Source organism: Burkholderia sp. AU32262, assembly GCF_020419985.1.
GTDB classification, from domain to species: Bacteria; Pseudomonadota; Gammaproteobacteria; order Burkholderiales; family Burkholderiaceae; genus Burkholderia; species Burkholderia semiarida.
Genome location: NZ_JAIZRS010000004.1, coordinates 28,348 through 46,771 on the forward strand (window position 1 = coordinate 28,348; position 18,424 = coordinate 46,771).

Genomic DNA, 18,424 nt, shown 5'->3' on the forward strand with positions numbered 1-18,424 from the left:
CATGTATCGCGTCAACGAGATCATGTCGCGCGACGTAGTATGCGTCGCACCGACCGACACGATTCGCCGTGCGGCCGAATTGATGCAGCGCTTCGACATCGGCGTGCTGCCCGTGTGCGAGGGCACCGAGCTCGTCGCGATCGTGACCGACCGCGATCTGGCGGTGCGGGCGCTGTCGCACGGTCATTCGCCCGATACGCCGGTGCACGCGGTGGCGTCCAGACCCGTGCAGTGGTGCGTGGAAGACGACGGCGTCGGCGACATTCAGCAGCGGATGGCCGACGTGCAGTTGCACCGGCTGCCGGTGCTCGATCGCAGCCGGAAGCTGGTCGGCATGGTGTCGCTCGGCGACATCGCGACGCGCGCGGGCGGCCCGGCGCGCGACGAGCTGGCCAATACGCTCGAGGACGTATCGCTGCCGCGCCGCCGCTGACCGGCATCTCTCATCGTTCTGCGTTGCCCGCTACCCCGGCGCCGTACCCGCGCGATGGATTTGCGCGTGGACCGCGGTGCCGCTTCTACCAGGAGGTTTCGATGACAACGGACAAACCGTCGCGCGACGCCGCGCGCATCGTCGGCGCGAACCCGCGCACGGCCGCCGGCGGGCCGGGGCCCGACGTGATGGCCGCTCGCACGCTCGAAGACGATCGCGTGCTGACGATGGACGGCGACGACATCGGCAAGGTGAGCCACATCATGCTCGACGTACGCGCGGGACGGATCGCGTACGCGGTCGTGTCGTCGGGCGGCTTGCTCGGGATTGGCGACAAGCTGCTCGCGGTGCCGTGGAACGCGCTCGTTCTCGACGCCGAGCGCGAATGCTTCGTGCTGCCGGTCGACACCGCGCGCGTGCGCGAGGCGCCCGGCTTCGACAAGAGCCGGTGGCCCGCGATGGCCGACCCCGAATGGGCCGAAGCGCTGCATGCGTACTACGGCAGCTCGCCTTACTGGCTGATCGAGGAAGGCGAAACGGCGCTCGATTCGCCGCCGTACGAGGCATCCCCCGGCGGCCCTGAAGACGGCACACGGCAGCACTGAAGCGCACCCGCCGCAATGCGGGTCACTGCGCGGTGGCCACCGTCTTCGCGAGTTGCCGCGCGGCGCCCAGGTGCGCGTTCAGCGTCGGCAGCGTGCGGGCCGCGAACGCGCGAAGCTGCGGGTCGCGACCGTCTTTCGCCTCGGTTTCGTAGAGCCGGACTGCCGCTTCCTGCGCGCGGGGCCCGGCCAGCGCCACGTACGCCGTATCGAATGCGTGCCCGTCCTTCGCTCGCAATGCCGTCACCTCCGGATCCACGAGCATCCGCGTCTGGACCGGCACGCCCTTCTGCGCGCCGAGATGCCGCAATTCGTCTGCGATACGCGCGTGATCGTCGACCATCCGGCGGGCGAAGGCTTTCACGTCCGCGTTCGACGATCGATCGAGCGCGAGCTGGCCGGCCTGTCGTTGTACCTTGCCGATCATGCCGGCCTTGTCGACGAACTCGGCGTCGAGGCCGGCCGGCCGCTGCGTCATACCGGCCTCGTCGGCGGTCGAGCCCGGCCGGATGACGCCCGGCGCGACCTGCGCGGACGAAGCGGGCGGCGCCTGCGCGTGCGATAGCGCGAACGTCCCGACACCGGCGGCGGCCATCAGCATGATGACTACCGGCCGACGCCCGCGTTGTTTCGTCCGGTTCGTTTTATTCATCCGGGCCTCCGAGGTCGGGCGACGAAGCGGGGCCGGCCGCGCGGCTTCCCGTCACGCGGGACGATGGGCCGACGTGAAGAAATCGGTCCACGCGCCGTTGTGCCATGCGCCCTCGGTGCGCTCCACCGACAGCGCGCCGGCGGCGAGCATCGTCCGCTCCGCGAACGCGATCGTGCGCCGCGTCACGTGCGCGGCCAGCACGACGCCGTTTTCGCATTGCTTCAGTGCGCCATGTCCCTCCGGTGCATCGCCGCGCATCCGGCCGAGCGCGCCGCACAACGCGCCGACATAGGCGCCGACGAGCGGCACGCCGATCCACGCGAGCGGGGAATGAAGCCCGCCCAGATGGAGCACCGCGGCGCCGGCGAGCCCGACGACCGCGCCGATGGCCACGCCTTCCAGCGCGCCGAGGCCGCCCGGCCGCGCGGCGGAGTCCGCATAGACGTCGCCGCCGAGCCAGAACAGCGCGTGCTGCCCGGGCGGATTGAGAAAGAAGACCTTCACGTCGTCCCGATGGATGGCGTGGCCGCGCAGTTGCTCCGCGCAGCGTTCGGCCTGCTCGAGCCGCGAGAAACGGCCCGCGATGATGGTGTCCATGTCGAACCCTCCTGCCCGGTGACGCGCAGGGTCGCGGGCGCGCGACGCCCGGTCGGCCCGGCGCTGGCCCGCGCATCACATTACTTCCGGCGGATCTGCAGCTTGTCGCGCACGCCGCTCACGCCGCTGACGTCGTGCGCGACGCGGACCGCGGCCGCGCGTTGCCGCTCGTCGGGCACGTTGCCCGTCAATTCGACCACGCGGTCATGGACCTGCACGTCGATGTCGCCGGAAGCGAGGCCGCGTTCGGCGACGAGCGCGGCCCTGACGCGGGACGCGAGCGTCGCGTCGCGGATCTGGCCCCCGACGGCCGACGCCTGGCTCGCCAGCTTCGCACGCGTAGCCTCCTCGGCCGATGCGTAGCGGGGCGTCGCGATCCATGCACACGACAACATCAGTATGCTCGCGATCCGCCCGATCGGCGTCCTGCGTCGCGTGCGTGCCGGCTTGCCGCCCGTGCCGCCGCGCCGCGTGCTTTCCGTTGCGTCCATCGTGCCTCCTTTTTCGTATGCGGCCGCGGCGGTCAGGCGGCCGGATAGCCGCGCCCGTGTATTGGCCGTCACCGCTCGCGCGGCTTCGCGTCGCCCGCGTCGTCCGGGGCGACATCGACGATCACGCTCGCGAGGGTCGGCATGTCGACCGGCTTGCACAGATACGCATCGAACCCGGCGGCCATCACGCGGCGCCGGTCGGTCTTGCCGGCGTGCGCGGTCACCGCGACGACCGGCAGATGCCCGCCGCCGTTCGGCAGGCGCCGGATCCGGTCCAGCAGCCAGTAGCCATCGCCGTCCGGCATCGCGAGATCCGACAGCACGACGCTCGGCGGCTGCCGTGCCACCGCGTCGAGCGCGTCGTGCCCCGAACGCGCGGTCGATACCTGCGCGCCCATCGTTTCGAGCGCGGCCGCGAGGCTGGTGCGCGACGTCGCGTCGTCGTCGACCACCAGCACGCGCTGACCGTCGAGTGCGACCGTATTGGCCATGCCCTTCGCGCGCGCCGGCCGCTCCACCGGATCGTCGGCATCCCAGCCGGCCGGCAGCGTCACCGTGACGGTCGTTCCGCGCCCGGCGCCCGCGCTCGTCGCGACGACGTCGCCGCCGTGCAGCTGCACGATGTTGCGCACGATCGACAGGCCGAGCCCGAGGCCGCGCTTCGGCGACGTGAACGCGCCTTCCGGCCGGCTGAACGTCTCGAACAGATGGGGCAGGCGTTCCGGCGCGATACCTTGCCCGGTGTCGGCGACCGACAACCGTACGCGTTCGCCCGCGCGCGTCAGCGACACGTTGATGCGGCCGCCCGGCGGCGTGAACTTGATCGCGTTCGACAGCAGGTTCGACAGGACCTGGCGCAGGCGTTCGCCGTCCGCCGGAATCACGCAGGCCGGCATCGCGTACTCGGTCGACAGCACGAGCCCGTTCGCCTGCGCCGTCGCGTCGAGTTCGCGCGCCGCATCGCGCACGATCCGCACGAGATCGACCGGCACGCGTTCGAGGCGCAGCCGGCCGGTCGCGAGGGACGACGCGTCGAGCAGATCGGCGACCATGTGCGACAGCGACCGCGCGCTGCGGTCGATCGCATCGACCGCCTGTTGCGCGAAGCCCTGCCCGTCCGCGTTGCGCAGTACCTCGACCCAGCCGTAGATCACGTTCAGCGGCGTGCGCAGTTCGTGCGAGACCGTGGCCAGCAGCTCGTCCTTCAGCCGGTTCGACGCATCGGCCTGCACGCGTGCGTCGCGAGCGCCACGCAGCGAACGCAGGTCGCGGCGCTCGCTGCGGCGGCGTTCGCCCGCTTCGCGCAGCATCAGCGACAGGCCCGCGCAATGGCCCTCTGCATCGACGATCGGCGAAGCGGCGAAGGTGGCGCGAAACCGGCCGCCGTCGTGGCGCACGCAGAGTACGTCGAGCGGCCCGACCGGCGCGCGCAGGTCCGCGAACGACGCCGGCACCGCATGCCGGCGCAACCAGCGCGGCGCGATCATCGTGACGATGTCGCGTCCGCTCGCCTGCGCCGCATCGATGCCGAAGATTCGTGCCGCGGCCGGATTCCAGCTGGTGATGCGGCGCGCGGCGTCGATCCCGACGATCGCATCGGGCGACGCATCGACCACCTGACGCAGCAGCCCGTCGTCGCGCACGCCCGCGCCGACGGAAGGCTCGCGGTGCGGCGGATGCGGCTCGCCACCGGCGGCGTCGAACGCGCGCGGACGATCGTTCGCGAGCAGCGGCTTCACGGCCGCCACCAGCACGCATTCGACGAAGCCGATCGCGACGAACGTGCCGGCTTGCGCGAGCAGCGTCGCCAGCGGCGCGGCGCGCCACCACCATGCGGCGATCACGCCGATGCTGGCGACGGTCGCGACCAGACCGCCGCCGAACGACGTCAGCCATGCGGCAGCCGCCACGCCGGCATAAAAAGGCAGCGGCGCAAATGGCGCGTGCTCGCCGACAGCCCGGATCGCCCACGCCTGCAGCGCGGACGCGAGCCCGACGGCCAGTACGACCCATGCACCCTGCCGGAACAGCTCAGGGGTCAGAGTCCTCATTGCATCCTTGCATCGCGCCGGCTCCCGTCGTGCGGGGGGAATGCCGCCTTTCGGCCATCCGGCATGCCGTCGAACGCGCCGGGGCGAGCTTGAGGGCGTCAGCAAAGAACGTACCCGGGTGGCGGCGCATTCGCGGCCCGCGGCAGCCGATGGCCGGCCCCGCGCCGGCGCCCGGTGCGACCGGGCCGGTGGCGGGCGGGTTCGCCGGGCGCGCCGCCGCGATATGTCGCCGGCCGCTTTTTTCATCGGGTTTCTGTAAAAAAGCGCTGGTCCTGACCGAATGCGTCATCACGCCGGGGCCGGCGACAAACCCGATGGCCTGTTGCTTTCACTCACGCCGCGCACATTGGAATTTTCCATTCGGCGGCACCTTCGCGGTCGTTTCGCTGTCGATGATAAATATTGCAATCAACGGAACGTGCGATGCCGTTTTTCAAAACGGCCCGTGAACGCCTATGGGTGAATCCGCCAACCGGGCGAAGCAGCGCGCAGACGGTCGCCGGCTGTCCGGCCGGTCCGCCGCGATGCGCACGCTGCTCGCCCGTATCGAGAAAATCGCGCCGACCCGCGCGAGCGTGATGATTGCCGGCGAAAGCGGGGTCGGCAAGGATATCGTCGCGCGGCGGCTGCACGATCTGAGCGCGCGACGCGACGGTCCGTTCGTGCCGATGAACTGCGGCGCGATTCCGCCCGACCTGGCCGAGGCGCATCTGTTCGGGCACGAGAAAGGCAGCTTTACCGGTGCGATCACGCAGCGTGAAGGCTTCTTCGAAGCCGCGCGCGGCGGCACGCTGCTGCTCGACGAGGTCGCGGAAATGCCCGCGGCGCTGCAGGTGAAGCTGCTGCGGGCGATCGAGTCGAACACGATCGTGCGCGTGGGCGGCACCGAATCGATTCCGCTCGACGTGCGGTTCGTTTCGGCCACCCGTCACAATCCGGCCGACGCGGTGCGCGACGGCCGGTTGCGCGAGGACCTGTTCTACCGGCTCGCCGCGTTCGCGATCTACGTGCCGCCGCTGCGCCAGCGCGACGGCGACGTCGAGACGATCGCGCAGGAGTTCGTCGACACGCTGAACGCGCGGCATCGCGCGCACAAGCGGCTGACCGACGCGGCGATCGCCGCGTTGCGCGCGTATTCATGGCCCGGCAACGTGCGCGAACTGCACAACACGATCGAGCGTGCATACATCCTGTCGGACGAAGGTATCGACGTCGCACTCCCGAAGCAGCCGCTGCCGGCGGCCGCCAGCACGTCGGAAGGCGCGATGGCGCTGCCGCTCGGCGCGACGCTGCACCATGTGCAGCAACGCTTCATCGCGGAGACGTTGCGTCACTTCGACGGCAACAAGCCGCGCGCGGCCAAGGCGCTCGGCATCAGCCTGAAGACGCTCTACAACCGGCTCGCGCTGATGCGCGACCAGGGCGGCTCGTGAGCGGCGCGGCCCGCATGGCGCGGGCCGCGAGCCACCCGGCCACGGGGCGCGTCAGGCGACCTTGAACTGCCCGACCGTCGTCGCCAGCGCATTCGCCTGCGACTGCAGCGCGGTCGCCGCCGCCGTCGACTGTTCGACGAGCGCCGCGTTCTGCTGCACCATTTCGTCGAGCTGGCTGACCGCGCGGTTCACTTCCTGAATACCGCGCGTCTGCTCGTTCGCCGCGTGCGTGATCTCGGAGATGATGGTCGTCACGTTCGCCACGTTGGACACGATCTCGCGCATCGTGTCGCCGGCCTGGCGTACCTGCCCGGACCCGGCCGACACGCTCGCAACCGTCGATTCCACCAGCACCTTCACTTCGCGCGCGGCCTGCGCGCTGCGTTGCGCGAGGCTGCGCACTTCCTGCGCGACGACCGCGAAGCCGCGGCCCTGCTCGCCCGCCCGCGCCGCTTCGACGGCCGCGTTCAGCGCGAGGATGTTGGTCTGGAACGCGATCCCGTCGATCACGCCGATGATGTCGCCGATCCGGCCCGACGCTTCCTCGATCTTCCCCATCGTCGCGACGACGTCCGACACGACCACGCCGCCGTGCGACGCGATCCGCGACGCGGCCGCCGCGCGTTCGTCGGCCTGGCTGGCGGCGGCGGCCGACTGCCCGACGGTCGCGGTGATCTCTTCCATCGACGCCGCGGTTTGCTCGAGGCTCGCCGCCGCCGATTCGGTACGCGACGACAGGTCCTGGTTGCCGGCCGCGATCTCGTTCGCGGCCGTGCGCACCGATTCGCTCGCGTCGCGGATCTGGCGCATCACGTCGTTCAGCTTGTCGACGAAGCTGTTGAACGAGCGCGCGATGTCGGCCACTTCGTCGCGGCCGGCGGCCGGCAGGCGCTGCGTCAGGTCGCCGGCGCCCGAGCCGATCGCGGCCATCGCCTGGCGCACCTGCGACAGGCGGCGGAATGCCGTCGTGGTGATCGCGCCGATGATCAGCGACGCCACGCCGACGATCACGATCAGCGTAATCAGCGACGCGGTCAGCAGCGAACGCATGCCGGCCGTCGCTTCGGCCTTGTCGAGCAGCACCAGCGCGTACCAGTCGGTGCCCGGCACGGGTTTCGCGCGCACGAGCTTCGCGTCGCCGCCGACGCCGACCTCGACCGGCGCGTTCGCCGCCGCGATCGACGCGACGCCCAGCGAACCGAGTTCGGGCGATACGTCGGCGACCGGCTTCAGCGTGAGCTTCGCATCCGGGTGCGCGACGACGTGGCCGCTGCTGTCGATCAGCATCCCGAAGCTCGCCGGCGTCGGGCGGATCGACTTGACGTTGGCGATCACGCTGTCCATCGACAGGTCCGCGGCGACCACGCCCTTCAGCGCGCCGTCGCGCAGGATCGGCACCGCGAACGTGACGACGAGGTTGCCGGTGCCGGCATCGACGTACGGCGGCGTGACGACCGGCTTGCCGGCCTGCGCGGCCTGCTTGTACCACGGGCGGCCGGTCGGGTCGTAGTCGGGCGGGATGCCGGTCGGGTCGGAGAAGTGGAACGCCTTGTCCGCATAACCGGCATAGACGTTCGTGAAGCCGCCGGCCGCGGCCATCTGCTTGAACACCGGCAGCGGATCGGGCGTCAGCGCGGCATCCTGCAGCGACGCGATCATCCGGCTGCGGGTCGCGACCCAGTCGGCGATCCCCACCACGTGGCCGCTCGCGACTGAGACCAGGTTGCGGTCGATCGCGTCGTCGTTGTACGAGCGTGCGATGAAATAGTTGATCAGGGTCGTGGCGACGAGCGCGAATACGACGATGGAGACGCACGCGGCGAGAATGCGGGCGCGAATGGACGAAAACATGGCAACGACTCGGTAAGAGCGGGCGAACGCCCGGTGGACGAATTCACCGGGTAAACGGCAAATCGCACCACTTTCTTGAGGTCGTCGTGACGATTCAGTGAAACATATGACGAAAGGCGCCGGCGACTGTCGGCGGACCGTCAGGATGGCTGGCGCGACGGGCGCGCCGTGCGCCTGGCCCCCAACCGGCCGCCATCCGCTACAGTCGACGGCTCGGCCGCGGATCGGTGTCCGCGGGTGCCGCATCGGCGCGCGTATCGCGGTCGAGGTCGTCCTTCTGGCGCATCCGCTCACGCAGATGGCGGATCGCGAATACGTGGATGTAGTCGTGCACGCGCGCGCCCGACGACAGCGCGCGCACTTCGTCGTCGAGCATCGCACGCAGCTGATCCGCGCCGATCGCGCGCCGTTCGGCGGCTTCCTTCAGTGAATCGAGCAAATTGTCCTTGGACATCGACGGACTCCTGGCGGTCGAGGAACGAAACGGATGACGGTACTGGAAGCTTAAGACTGGATGGACGCGCGGCGTACGATGCGCCGGCGCGTGTTTGCGCGCGATCAACGGCACGTTGCGTGCCGCCGCGCCGATCCGTTTCCGGACCGGCCCCGCGAAGTTCGCGGGGCACATGGCCTGCGAACGACACCGGAAACCCTGCCACGCCACCCCGGGGCGCGGCACTGGCGACGGACGGCAGGTGGAACGCCATGCGACGCCGGTGCAGACGCGAACTTAGACCGGCCGAAATCATGCGTCAAGCAGCGCCGCGCGCGTACCGTCCATTCGTCGAACGAACGCGCCGAATCGGCCGGTCGGCCGCCACGTGTGTCAGCGGATTCCGATACGTGTCGCGCCATTTCCTGACAACGACTTCAGCACGCACCGCTTGGCAGCGCGCCGCCGCCACACGATACTGATCACATGAACCAGGCGTTCATACCGGAACATCGCTCAGCCGGCCACCGAGCCGGCACGCGGGGTTCCGCGCAGGAGACCAACCATGGCACATCGCAACTTACCGGGCCGGGACGGCCAGCGGCGCACGTCGGGCAACGCGCGCGCCCTGCCCGACCGGGCCGCGTCGGCCGGCAATCGTCCGTCCGACGACCTCGACACCTTGCTCGCGCTCGCACGCGAGGCCGGATTGCTCGTCACGCTGGACGGACAGATCGGCCGCGAAAAGTATCAGAGCGTCGCGGGCTCGGTCCTCGCACTGCAGCGGTTCGCCGCGGCACTGTGTGCGCGAAACGCGGCCGACGCGCCGGCCGCATCGGAGCCGCGTCGCAAGGCGCGCCCGGGCTGGCCGCATGCGAATCGTTTGCGCAGCCGCACGTGCAGCGCATGCGCGCCGCTGCATGTCGTGCGTCCGCATGGGCGGGTACGACGCGGCGCGGGCCGCCGGCACGACCTGCGATCGATTCTTCGTACCCTCTGATCCGCGCACGTAACCGATGCGCGGCACGGGGCCATGCAATGGTTGCGCGCATCACGACCCGGCCGCCACGCCGGCGTCGCGCCGTGCATCCGCCATGCTCGCCGCGATCCGTATCGAGGTGACCGCGCGCGACGACGCGCCGCTCGACGCAGCCGCGTTCCAAACCATTCGTTCGGGGAAGTGAATTCGACGGGGCCACGCGGAAAGCGGACGGGGTGACTTCCACCCCGCCCGTCCTCCAAGGCAACCGTCGGTTGCCTACCCTCGTGCCAGAGAGTTCCCGGTCGGATGACGCGCCGGACAAATACGTGGCGCGATTCCTGAAACGATGTGACATGTGACGGCGGCGCGTGCGACCGTGATCGCCACTCGCATGCAGGCGCGGCCAGGAACGCGCCTGCACGGCAGACCGGCCGCGTCGCAGGATGTTCCATCACTGTCTCACGCGATATGCGCGGCGTTTCTGATGCAGGTCAATCCAGAACCGCTTCCACCGTCACGATGCGCGACTCAGTCCGCGCCGCGCACCAGCAGCACGGGCACTTCCGCGAGATGCGCGACCCGCCGCGCGACGCTGCCGATCAGCCAGGCGGCGATGCCGCGACGGCCATGCGTGCCGACCACCAGCAGCTCCGCCCGCCAGTGCACGGCATCGCGCATCAGCGCATGGGCCACGTCGTCGCTGGTCGGACGCGTTTCGACGATGGCGCGCTTGGTCGGATTGCCCGTCGCATGGAACAGCGGGCCGACCTTCGCGAGCGCATCCTCGCCCTCCGCGCGGTATGCATCCTCGAGCGCGCGTACCGGCACGACATCCGTCAGACGAACCGCGCGATCGATCACGTACGCCGCATACAGCAACGTCGTCGGCGCCGCGAAGCCGAGGCCGACGCGCACCGCGTGCAGCGACGGCTCGCTGCCGTCGACCGCGAACATCAGCCGCTGCAGCGTGCCGTCCGACGGCCGTCCATAGGTGCCCGGCACGATCAGCAGCGCGCAGCGCGCGCGTTTCGTCAGCATGTCCGACATCGCGCCTTCGACGAGCCGCAACAGCCGGTGATGCGGATTCGCGCCGATCACCAGCACGTCCGCATGCCACGTCGACGTATCGTTCACCAGCGCGTCCGCCACCGAGCCGCCCGTGACCGACGTATCGATGACCGCCAGTTCGACTTCGATGTCGCTGTCGTCGAACAGCGCCGCGATCCGCTCGCCGGTAGCCTGCGCTTCGCGCATCATGTCCTCGCGCGCGGACGTCAGTAGCGCGTCGATGCGCGGAATGTCGGGCAGCACGAGACGCGGATTGTCGACCGCGCAAATGATGCGCAATCGCATGCCGGGACGCATCAGCGTGCGCACGTAACGCGCGGCGGTCAACGATTCGGGTGTCGAATCGACGGCCAGCGCGATCCGCGCGAGCGTCGGGATGGGCTGGGCAGGCTGCATGGCGAAGGCCTCCGTGCGTGCACGTCGTCGCTGAACGACGACGGGCGCTTCGCGCGGTAGCGGCACGCGGCGGCCGGACTGCCGCCGCGGTCGCGGGGACCGGCGCGGTGCCACGCGAAGCGCGGACAAGCAATGCGTTCGTTCAGCATAGGCCGTCCGGCCCGCGCGTGCATGATCGCGATCAATGATCGCGAACGGTCGCGCGGCATCCTGCCCGCGCGGCTTACGACTTCGTCGGCATCGACTCGGCCGGACGGTTCGCATGGAACAGCGCGTACGCGATGCCGAGCAGCACGATCCATACCGGCCCGATCACGAGCGCGACGCGCGTGTCGGGCGTGAGCGCCATCAGCACGACGACCAGCGCGAGAAAGCCGAGCGCGACGAACGAACCGAGCGGATAGAACGGCACGCGGATCGGCAGGCGCGCGATCCTGTCGGCCGACAGCGTGCGACGAAAACGCATCTGCGCGATCAGGATCACGCACCACGTCCAGATCGCGCCGAACGTCGACACCGACGTGAGCCACGTGAACACGTGCTGCGGCGCGAGATAGTTGAGCAACACGCCGATCAGCAGCAGCGCGACCGACACGGCCACGCCGTACACGGGCACGCCGCTGGGGTTCACGCGACCGAGCGCGGCAGGCGCCTGGCCCTGCTGCGCGAGGTTATAGAGCATCCGCGCGGTGCTGAACAGGCCGCTGTTGCACGACGACAGCGCCGCGGTCAGCACGACGAAGTTGATGATGCCGGCGGCGGCGGGAATGCCGAGCCGCGAGAACGTCATCACGAACGGGCTGCCCTGCGTGCCGATCTGGTCCCATGGATAGAGCGACATGATCACGAACAGCGCGCCGATGTAGAAAATCAGCACGCGCCAGAACACCGAATTCACGGCTTTCGTCAGCGACTTCTCCGGGTTGCGTGCCTCGCCGGCCGTGAGGCCGAGCATTTCCACGCCGAGATACGCGAACATCACGATCGGCAGCGCGGCGATCACGCCATGGATTCCATTCGGCATGAATCCGCCGTGCGACCATAGGTTCGAGATGCCGGTCGCGATACCGCCGTTGCCGATACCGAACGCGATCATCAAGCCGCCGCCGATGATCATCAGCACGATCGTGACGATCTTGATCAGCGCGAACCAGAATTCGAATTCGCCATACAGTTTGACCGCGATGAAGTTCACCGAGCCCATCGCCAGCAACGCCACGAGCGCCCAGATCCAGTTCGGCACGCCGGGGACCCACATGTGCATGTAGACGCCGACCGCCGTGATTTCCGCCATGCAGGTGACGATCCACACGAACCAGTAGGTCCAGCCGGTCAGGTAACCGGCGAACGGGCCGAGGTAGTCGCGCGCATAGCGGCTGAAGGCGCCGGCGACCGGGTTGGTGATCGCCATTTCGCCGAGCGCGCGCATGATCAGGAAGATCGCGAGGCCGCCGAGCAGGTAGGTCAGCAGGATGGCCGGGCCGGCCGTGCGGATCGCGGTGGCCGAGCCGAGGAACAGGCCGACGCCGATCGTCGCACCGAGCGCCATCAGGTTGATGTGCCGTTCTTCCAGCCCGCGGTGCAGCTGGTCTTGTGGTTGTTTCAAATTCGTCTCCTGGCAGCCGCGAGCGGGCCGCCGTCATTGTGTCGATGACAATGCGCGACCGTTCATGCCGATTTCGGCAGCCGAAAACGAAATAATCCCCGTTGTCGATTTCCGAATGAGAAACGACACGGATACCGCGTCAATTCGGTTGGAATTGTCGTGGATTATCCGTATTTCCCTGCGCCACCTGGAAAACGGATATGGCCTTTCACGGAATACACCCGGGCGGCCCGCGTGACGCGGCTGTGCGCGTGACGAGCCGTAACGGGATCCATCGCCTTCGGCGCGAACGAACGCGCGTCGAATGTGTGCAATCAAGCACACGCAATATGCAGGCGGGATTATAGGGAGGATCGGCGGTTTCACGCCAGGCGATTTTGGGGAAAATCGCGGCGGGTGAAAGTGGTTGTGGATTGAAATGCGCGGGATGGCGCGCGCGTTCTGATCTTCAGACGCCGATATATGGGAGCGACTGCGACGCCACCAGCTTCGGCCGCGTCGGACATGCGCACCGACAGAGGTCGTCGCAGGTCGCCGACCGTCGGCCGTTCGGTCAGGTGCCTGAAGGACACGGGCCATTGTATGCGACCGTGCTGGATGGCTCGCTTAGCCGCGGAAGCCGGTCAGTTCCCTGTTTTCCTGCTTCGATTGCTGTCGGGACTTCGCGATTGCCGACTATGCGAAATACAACACGAGATCGCGACGGGCGTCACGATTCCGATCAAAATTGGGCCGTCACCTGAAATCCGACCGTCACGCGTGCGGTCAGAAATCCAGACGGCTTGTAGACCGGCGTACCGGCGAACAGGTCGTAACCGTAGCCGCCGAAACGTGTCGCTACGCTGCCTTTGATGCCAATTACCGCCCCGGCCAACTGCGTACCGACCAACGCAACCGGCTGCGGCCCCCAAACGCGACCGTAGTCCAATCCTGCATAAATCGCCTGTCCGGTTTGTCCGATCGGCATCTGCAGTTCGTTGCGCCAGTAGAAACCGCGTGCCGCCGCCAGCATCGTTTCGCCGTCGAAACCGCGAACCGTGTAGCGACTGCCGATCGTCAAGTCATCGATGTAGTACAGCGAGTTCCCGGTATATTGGCCGTGGATGCTCGTCACGTATCGGAACGGCTGCTTCGCGATCGCAAAAGGCACCGACAGGTTCGCGTCGAGTACCGCCATCTTGAAGCGGTAAGTCGGACCGCCGCCGGCAGCAAGAATGTCGTCCTGCGCGCCCAAACCCCCGACGCCCTGTCGGTACGCCAGCGTGCCGTCGAACTGCGCGCCGTCGAAGTAGTGACGGTCGGTCAGGCCGAATTCAACGAACGTGTTGTTGCGCCGCTGCTGCGAGATTTCCGTATCTTCGATGAAGCTCTGACCGAAGCGACGGGACAAGCGGACATAGCCGCCGAATACGTCGTTCTGGCTACGGGCAAGCACTCGAGCAAGCTTGAAATCGATCGTCTTCGAATTGCCGCTTGCAACGAATGTCTGATTAACGCCGGCGATCTGCTGGTAGTACGTGTTCGTGTAGGCCGATAACGTCGCGGTCCAGTAACCCCACGGAATCGAGTAGAAGCCGTTCCAGCCGTGCGAACCAAGGCGCTTGTCGCCAAGTTCAAGGTCCTGGCTCACGCCGACGTTGAAGATGTCGTTTAGCCCGAGTGGGTTGTCGATGCCGATCGACAGGTTGCCCTGTAGCTTCCCGGTCGCGCGCGTGCCGGAGTTGTCGATCGACGCCACCACAGTCCACGGTTTGCCACGCTTCACATCGAGCACGACATCGCTTTCGCCCGGTACATCGCCCGGAACGATCTGCATCGATACGTCTTGACTCTGTACGCGCTTCATCTGCTCCAGACCTTGCTCGAGGTCGCGCAGGTTCAACAGTTCGCCGTCGCGCGTCGGGAATGCGGTTTTCCATGTGCCACGCAGTTTTTCATCGGCGAAGCGCACGTGTCGGATCACGCCGGGAATCAGCGAGACTTTCAACGTACCGGACGACAAATCCTGTTCGGGGAGCAGCACGCGCGTCGTGATGTACCCGCGCGACAAAATGTCTTGCGACAGCGCCTTGATGAGCACATCAAGCCCTTGCTTGCCAACGCACTGCCCCGTGTAATGCTCAAGCCATTCACGCGCGAACGCGAAGCGATCCATGGGCAGTACGGACGCACCCTGCGCTTTCACGCCGTCCGGCAGTGAATCGGGAACGTCGACCGTGAAACGATCAATGCGGAAGCACGGTGTTTCGGTCGGAAGATGTGGATAGCCAGCACTCGCCGCGACACTCGAACGAACTCCCGGCGCGGAAACGATTCGTTCACGCTCGCGCGCTTCCTCCTGCTGACGAGCCTGTTGTTCGTTACCAAGCGGCTGTACCGACTGTGCCATCGCACAGGTCGATGCGATAAGCAACGACCCCGCGACAAGGCTCCCCCCCCGGATTTTCTTCTTCATGTATTTGATTCTCTCGATTACGCGTACCGCGTGACCATCCAGACCCCAATCAGGATGACGACAGCGCCGACGACCTGCATCGGCCGCAGCAGGTGTTCGTGTAACGCCGTGAACGACAACACAACGAGCATGGAAATCGCCACCATCGCCGGATACGCAACGCCTAGCGTTGTTTTGCGCAGCGCGATTGCGTAAAGGAGGAACCCGACTCCGTAGGCGCCTATGGCTGCCCCGCGGGCGATCCATGGCAACACGCTCGACTCACCCAGTGCGATTCCCTTGATAGCCGCAACTCGGAGCAATATGCTCGCGAGACCACCGAAAAAGCCACTTGCGACGACGATCAGCCAGTTCACCGCGCGGCCTCCGTCACGACCGCCACATCCGGCCGCGGCCCGGTGTTTGTGCGGATGCCATCGGATGCGCCCGTTTTTCCATCAAAAATCATATTGAATCGATTCGCGCCATGGAGCGCGATCAGCACGATGGCGGGAAAGACGACCGAAAAGTTTCGTGCCTCATCGCGGTAGCCGAAAAAGAAGAACAACACCAGCACCGGCAGGAATGCCGCAAAAAAATAGATACGGTATCGATGTGGCGTCGCGCGCCACGCCGAGCCGAAGAACACCGCAAGCGGTACAAGCATCAGCGGATTTTCGAGACTTGGCGTAAAGATGCCCTTGCCGATCAGGTTGTAGAACGACAGGTAAGACAAGGGATTAAGCCAGAATTTCAGGTTATCCCAGACGTGAAATTCGACGAAACCACCTGCATTCGCGTCGTAGCCGCTCATGATGAAATGGCGCGTGCCCACGCAGATCACAAGCTGCAGCACCAGCCAACCGACTCGTTTCAATACCGGAACGTCACGCTCGTGTAGGAAAAATAGCGCGAGCGGAACAAGGAAGAACGTTTCCTTGTTCAGGGAGAAGATGGAAACCATCAACGTACACGCCAGCATCCGCTTCTTCAACAGGAAATAGCAGGCACCGAGTACGCCGAGCAGTTCGAAAAAGTCATAGTAGTAACCGCCCTGCTGAAACGTGAGCGGATAGACGAAGCCGAACGCCGCCAGAAAGCCAACGGATTGCCCGAAGTTCAGGCCGTGTAGTCTGGCCAGCTTGTAGACCAGCAACAGCGCGAACAGCGTCGACAACACGATCGCGATGTACGTCAGGTGATAGACGAGTGCCACGATCGGTGTCCAATATTCGTCCGGCACACTGGTGAAATAGGCGTTGTGCAGCGAATCATGTCGTTTGATCGATTTGAAAAGCTTTTCCTGCTTTTCCTGTCCAAGCCGCTCGGCTACCCATTTTGCGGCTCGCGGGAACGACGAGCGATAGACATACGGCTTTGGTGCCTCGCCGTTCATCATGCCGACGAGGCTGTAGCTGGTTGCGAAATCCCCTTTCTGGTCGTCGCGAAAACCCCACTTCAGCAACATGCTGTTGGTGATGTTTCCCGCGCATACGAACAGCAGCACATAGACGATGGCGAAGCGGCAGAACGCCAGCACGCGGTTTTGGTTTTTTTCTGTCATAGGAACTGTGCCGCTCACGGAGCTGGCAAGAAGTGAGCGGCCAGCACGATCACCACCATGATGCAAAGCATGCTGAAGCTACCGCGATTCTCGAGAATATGGACGATCGGATCGTCGTGCATCGCACCCCGTACTGTTGCGATCCATAGACGACCGAACAGATAGATCAACCCGATCTGCACGAACCAGAGAAGGTGCGGAACCGTGTAACGAGCTACCGTTTCCGGGGCGTTGATGAACAGACCAAACACGACCACCGCAGCCAGGGAAGCACCGATGCCGAACGGCCAAAGGACTTCGAGGTCACTTACTCGATAATCCCGACCGGCCGTTGCGCTTTTGTCATTCTGGCGCAAGAACACCAACTCGGAGCAACGTTTCACGAGCGCGAGGCTGAGAAAAGCAAACACGGAAAACGCAAGGAGCCATCGACTCACCAGAATTTCCGCTGCAACTGCCCCTGCGACGATTCGGTACGTGTACAGCAATGACAGAACGACCACATCGAGTAGCACGACTGACTTCAAGCGCCAACTGTACGCGGTCGTCAGGAGCAGATAGAGCGCGAACATGCCGGTAAATTCGGCCGACACCGCCGACGCCAATGCAAACGCCAATGTCAGCAGTACCGCTGCGCACGCGATGCCTTGACCGATCGACAACACCCCGCTCGCAAACGGACGATTGCGCTTTCTTGGATGTCTGCGATCACTGTCCAGATCCCAAAGATCGTTGCCGATGTAGGTTGCCGACGCGCCAAGCGACATTGACAAGAACGCCAGTGCGAGCACGCTGACTTTGTCGACATCAAGAAATGCAAAGGCCGTCAGCAGTGGGACGAACAGCAGCAGGTTCTTTAGCCACTGGTGAACACGCAGGGCCTTGCACCATGTGGAGAACGTTGCACGGACATTCGTGAACTCGTGTTCGATGGGAACGTGGCTGCGAACGTCCGCGCCGACATCCGATGAAACGCCAGCAAGTACGGCACCTCTCGCGCCCGCCCAAACCGGCAAGTCGGCTTTGCTGTCACCCGCATACACGAAGTCGTCGCCGATCTGCTCGCGAATGCAGGCCAGTTTCGCCTCCCCCTTGAGATTCGTGTCGCCACTGGTAGCGATGACACGATCGAACAGGCCGAGATGCGTACTCACACGCTCAGCGATCGAACAATGTGCGGCAGTTGCAAGCACGATTTTTCGACCGCTCTCGCGTTCGCGGGTGAGGTAGTCGACAAGCGACTTCCGATATGGAATTGTTTCCGCTCGAAAATCGGCATGCTCTGCGACCTTGGCCTTGAAGGCGGCGCGACCACCCGCGAGCCAGAAAGGCAGGCGCAGTAGGTTTGCAGGCTTTCGCTTGACGACACGTATCACGGATTCCATCAAGGTATCCGAAGTTGTCAACGTGCCGTCAAGATCAACCACGAGTGGAAATTTTCTGGTCTCTCGCATTTCTTGTGATTCAACTTAAACGGGGCGCCATACTACATATATTCGTCATTTTTTGCCTAAAATTTCCACTCTCCCCTCAAACACTAGGGCCATGTCTGATGCCGGGCCCAACTCACATAGGGAGCTTCCACCGTGAAATCCAATCTCTCGCATGACATGACGCAAATTACCTCTTAAATTCAATTTCGTCAGGCTTAATTATACCCCCCGATTTATTCGCCACCCCTTGAAAACGGGACTGTTGTTCGTTTTCAAGCGGCTGTACCGACTGTGCCATCGCGCAGATCGAAGCGAAAAGCAACGATTCCGCGACAAAGCTAGCCCCTCGAATTTTCTTCTTCATATCTTTTATTCTTTCGGCTACGCGCAGTGCGTAA

The 18,424-nt window shown here is 65.6% G+C and carries 18 protein-coding genes; 5 read left to right on the forward strand and 13 right to left on the reverse strand.

Features of this window, described 5'->3' with window-relative positions; translation table 11 throughout:
- Position 1 precedes the first annotated feature (1 nt).
- Together LGN10_RS05435 and LGN10_RS05440 are read left to right on the forward strand one after the other, a co-directional pair.
- Entirely contained in the window at positions 2-433 is a 432-nt protein-coding gene (locus tag LGN10_RS05435) for a CBS domain-containing protein (RefSeq protein ID WP_059574406.1), read from the forward strand.
- Positions 434-534: 101 nt separating this feature from the next.
- Positions 535-1,038, forward strand: coding sequence for a PRC-barrel domain-containing protein (locus LGN10_RS05440; protein ID WP_226222096.1), 504 nt, complete (start codon positions 535-537; stop codon positions 1,036-1,038).
- A 22-nt stretch (positions 1,039-1,060) separates the two neighbouring features.
- On the opposite strand, the gene LGN10_RS05445 is transcribed toward LGN10_RS05440, so the two are convergent.
- The 4 genes from LGN10_RS05445 to LGN10_RS05460 form a co-directional block, all read right to left on the reverse strand.
- Positions 1,061-1,636, reverse strand: coding sequence for a DUF4142 domain-containing protein (locus LGN10_RS05445; RefSeq protein WP_319001213.1), 576 nt, complete (start codon positions 1,634-1,636; stop codon positions 1,061-1,063).
- 102 nt (positions 1,637-1,738) lie between these two features.
- On the reverse strand, positions 1,739-2,284 hold the full coding sequence (locus LGN10_RS05450) for a hypothetical protein (protein WP_059574409.1): 546 nt from the start codon (positions 2,282-2,284) through the stop codon (positions 1,739-1,741).
- Positions 2,285-2,364: 80 nt separating this feature from the next.
- Complete coding sequence (locus LGN10_RS05455) at positions 2,365-2,775, reverse strand: BON domain-containing protein (protein WP_226222099.1); 411 nt, start codon at positions 2,773-2,775, stop codon at positions 2,365-2,367.
- Positions 2,776-2,843: 68 nt separating this feature from the next.
- On the reverse strand, positions 2,844-4,826 hold the full coding sequence (locus LGN10_RS05460; protein WP_226222100.1) for an ATP-binding protein: 1,983 nt from the start codon (positions 4,824-4,826) through the stop codon (positions 2,844-2,846).
- Between the two features lie 149 nt (positions 4,827-4,975).
- On the opposite strand from LGN10_RS05460, the gene LGN10_RS05465 reads away from it, so the two are divergent.
- Together LGN10_RS05465 and LGN10_RS05470 are read left to right on the forward strand one after the other, a co-directional pair.
- Positions 4,976-5,275, forward strand: coding sequence for a hypothetical protein (locus LGN10_RS05465; RefSeq protein ID WP_226222101.1), 300 nt, complete (start codon positions 4,976-4,978; stop codon positions 5,273-5,275).
- 6 nt (positions 5,276-5,281) lie between these two features.
- A complete protein-coding gene (locus LGN10_RS05470; RefSeq protein WP_059639467.1) occupies positions 5,282-6,259 on the forward strand; it encodes a sigma-54 interaction domain-containing protein in 978 nt (325 codons plus the stop codon).
- A gap of 51 nt (positions 6,260-6,310) precedes the next feature.
- Here the strand turns inward: LGN10_RS05470 and LGN10_RS05475 are convergent, their stop codons facing one another.
- Together LGN10_RS05475 and LGN10_RS05480 are read right to left on the reverse strand one after the other, a co-directional pair.
- Complete coding sequence (locus tag LGN10_RS05475; protein ID WP_059639466.1) at positions 6,311-8,110, reverse strand: methyl-accepting chemotaxis protein; 1,800 nt, start codon at positions 8,108-8,110, stop codon at positions 6,311-6,313.
- Between the two features lie 199 nt (positions 8,111-8,309).
- Positions 8,310-8,564 carry a DUF3562 domain-containing protein gene (locus tag LGN10_RS05480; RefSeq protein WP_059574414.1) on the reverse strand — a complete coding sequence of 85 codons (255 nt, stop codon included), beginning with the start codon at positions 8,562-8,564 and terminating at the stop codon, positions 8,310-8,312.
- Positions 8,565-9,108: 544 nt separating this feature from the next.
- Between LGN10_RS05480 and LGN10_RS05485 the strand changes: the two genes are divergently transcribed.
- Complete coding sequence (locus tag LGN10_RS05485; RefSeq protein ID WP_059639465.1) at positions 9,109-9,543, forward strand: hypothetical protein; 435 nt, start codon at positions 9,109-9,111, stop codon at positions 9,541-9,543.
- A 510-nt stretch (positions 9,544-10,053) separates the two neighbouring features.
- Here LGN10_RS05485 and LGN10_RS05490 read toward each other — a convergent pair.
- The 7 genes from LGN10_RS05490 to LGN10_RS05520 all read right to left on the reverse strand — a co-directional run bounded on the left by LGN10_RS05490 (position 10,054) and on the right by LGN10_RS05520 (position 18,390).
- A complete protein-coding gene (locus tag LGN10_RS05490) occupies positions 10,054-10,989 on the reverse strand; it encodes a universal stress protein (RefSeq protein ID WP_226222102.1) in 936 nt (311 codons plus the stop codon).
- A gap of 223 nt (positions 10,990-11,212) precedes the next feature.
- Positions 11,213-12,595 (reverse strand): amino acid permease, encoded by a 1,383-nt coding sequence (locus LGN10_RS05495; RefSeq protein WP_226222104.1) that lies wholly within the window; start codon positions 12,593-12,595, stop codon positions 11,213-11,215.
- Positions 12,596-13,316: 721 nt separating this feature from the next.
- On the reverse strand, positions 13,317-14,984 hold the full coding sequence (locus LGN10_RS05500) for a ShlB/FhaC/HecB family hemolysin secretion/activation protein (protein WP_226222449.1): 1,668 nt from the start codon (positions 14,982-14,984) through the stop codon (positions 13,317-13,319).
- A gap of 83 nt (positions 14,985-15,067) precedes the next feature.
- Complete coding sequence (locus LGN10_RS05505) at positions 15,068-15,406, reverse strand: small multidrug resistance protein (protein WP_124859007.1); 339 nt, start codon at positions 15,404-15,406, stop codon at positions 15,068-15,070.
- Complete coding sequence (locus LGN10_RS05510) at positions 15,403-16,593, reverse strand: hypothetical protein (protein ID WP_226222106.1); 1,191 nt, start codon at positions 16,591-16,593, stop codon at positions 15,403-15,405. Before LGN10_RS05510 ends, LGN10_RS05505 begins: the two co-directional genes overlap by 4 nt.
- A gap of 14 nt (positions 16,594-16,607) precedes the next feature.
- Complete coding sequence (locus LGN10_RS05515; protein ID WP_124859009.1) at positions 16,608-18,047, reverse strand: UbiA family prenyltransferase; 1,440 nt, start codon at positions 18,045-18,047, stop codon at positions 16,608-16,610.
- A gap of 166 nt (positions 18,048-18,213) precedes the next feature.
- Positions 18,214-18,390 (reverse strand): hypothetical protein, encoded by a 177-nt coding sequence (locus LGN10_RS05520; protein WP_221622683.1) that lies wholly within the window; start codon positions 18,388-18,390, stop codon positions 18,214-18,216.
- Positions 18,391-18,424 lie beyond the last annotated feature (34 nt).

Bases quoted from the DNA above. Each gene is read 5' to 3' on its own strand.
- LGN10_RS05450 (WP_059574409.1), bottom strand. From the start codon at position 2,284: ATGGACACCATCATCGCGGGCCGTTTCTCGCGGCTCGAGCAGGCCGAA.
- LGN10_RS05490 (WP_226222102.1), bottom strand. From the start codon at position 10,989: ATGCAGCCTGCCCAGCCCATCCCGACGCTCGCGCGGATCGCGCTGGCC.
- LGN10_RS05460 (WP_226222100.1), bottom strand. From the start codon at position 4,826: ATGAGGACTCTGACCCCTGAGCTGTTCCGGCAGGGTGCATGGGTCGTA.
- LGN10_RS05470 (WP_059639467.1), top strand. From the start codon at position 5,282: ATGGGTGAATCCGCCAACCGGGCGAAGCAGCGCGCAGACGGTCGCCGG.
- LGN10_RS05500 (WP_226222449.1), bottom strand. From the start codon at position 14,984: ATGGCACAGTCGGTACAGCCGCTTGGTAACGAACAACAGGCTCGTCAG.
- LGN10_RS05435 (WP_059574406.1), top strand. From the start codon at position 2: ATGTATCGCGTCAACGAGATCATGTCGCGCGACGTAGTATGCGTCGCA.
- LGN10_RS05455 (WP_226222099.1), bottom strand. From the start codon at position 2,775: ATGGACGCAACGGAAAGCACGCGGCGCGGCGGCACGGGCGGCAAGCCG.
- LGN10_RS05465 (WP_226222101.1), top strand. From the start codon at position 4,976: ATGGCCGGCCCCGCGCCGGCGCCCGGTGCGACCGGGCCGGTGGCGGGC.
- LGN10_RS05480 (WP_059574414.1), bottom strand. From the start codon at position 8,564: ATGTCCAAGGACAATTTGCTCGATTCACTGAAGGAAGCCGCCGAACGG.
- LGN10_RS05445 (WP_319001213.1), bottom strand. From the start codon at position 1,636: ATGCTGATGGCCGCCGCCGGTGTCGGGACGTTCGCGCTATCGCACGCG.
- LGN10_RS05515 (WP_124859009.1), bottom strand. From the start codon at position 18,047: ATGCGAGAGACCAGAAAATTTCCACTCGTGGTTGATCTTGACGGCACG.
- LGN10_RS05520 (WP_221622683.1), bottom strand. From the start codon at position 18,390: ATGAAGAAGAAAATTCGAGGGGCTAGCTTTGTCGCGGAATCGTTGCTT.
- LGN10_RS05440 (WP_226222096.1), top strand. From the start codon at position 535: ATGACAACGGACAAACCGTCGCGCGACGCCGCGCGCATCGTCGGCGCG.
- LGN10_RS05510 (WP_226222106.1), bottom strand. From the start codon at position 16,593: ATGACAGAAAAAAACCAAAACCGCGTGCTGGCGTTCTGCCGCTTCGCC.
- LGN10_RS05485 (WP_059639465.1), top strand. From the start codon at position 9,109: ATGGCACATCGCAACTTACCGGGCCGGGACGGCCAGCGGCGCACGTCG.
- LGN10_RS05475 (WP_059639466.1), bottom strand. From the start codon at position 8,110: ATGTTTTCGTCCATTCGCGCCCGCATTCTCGCCGCGTGCGTCTCCATC.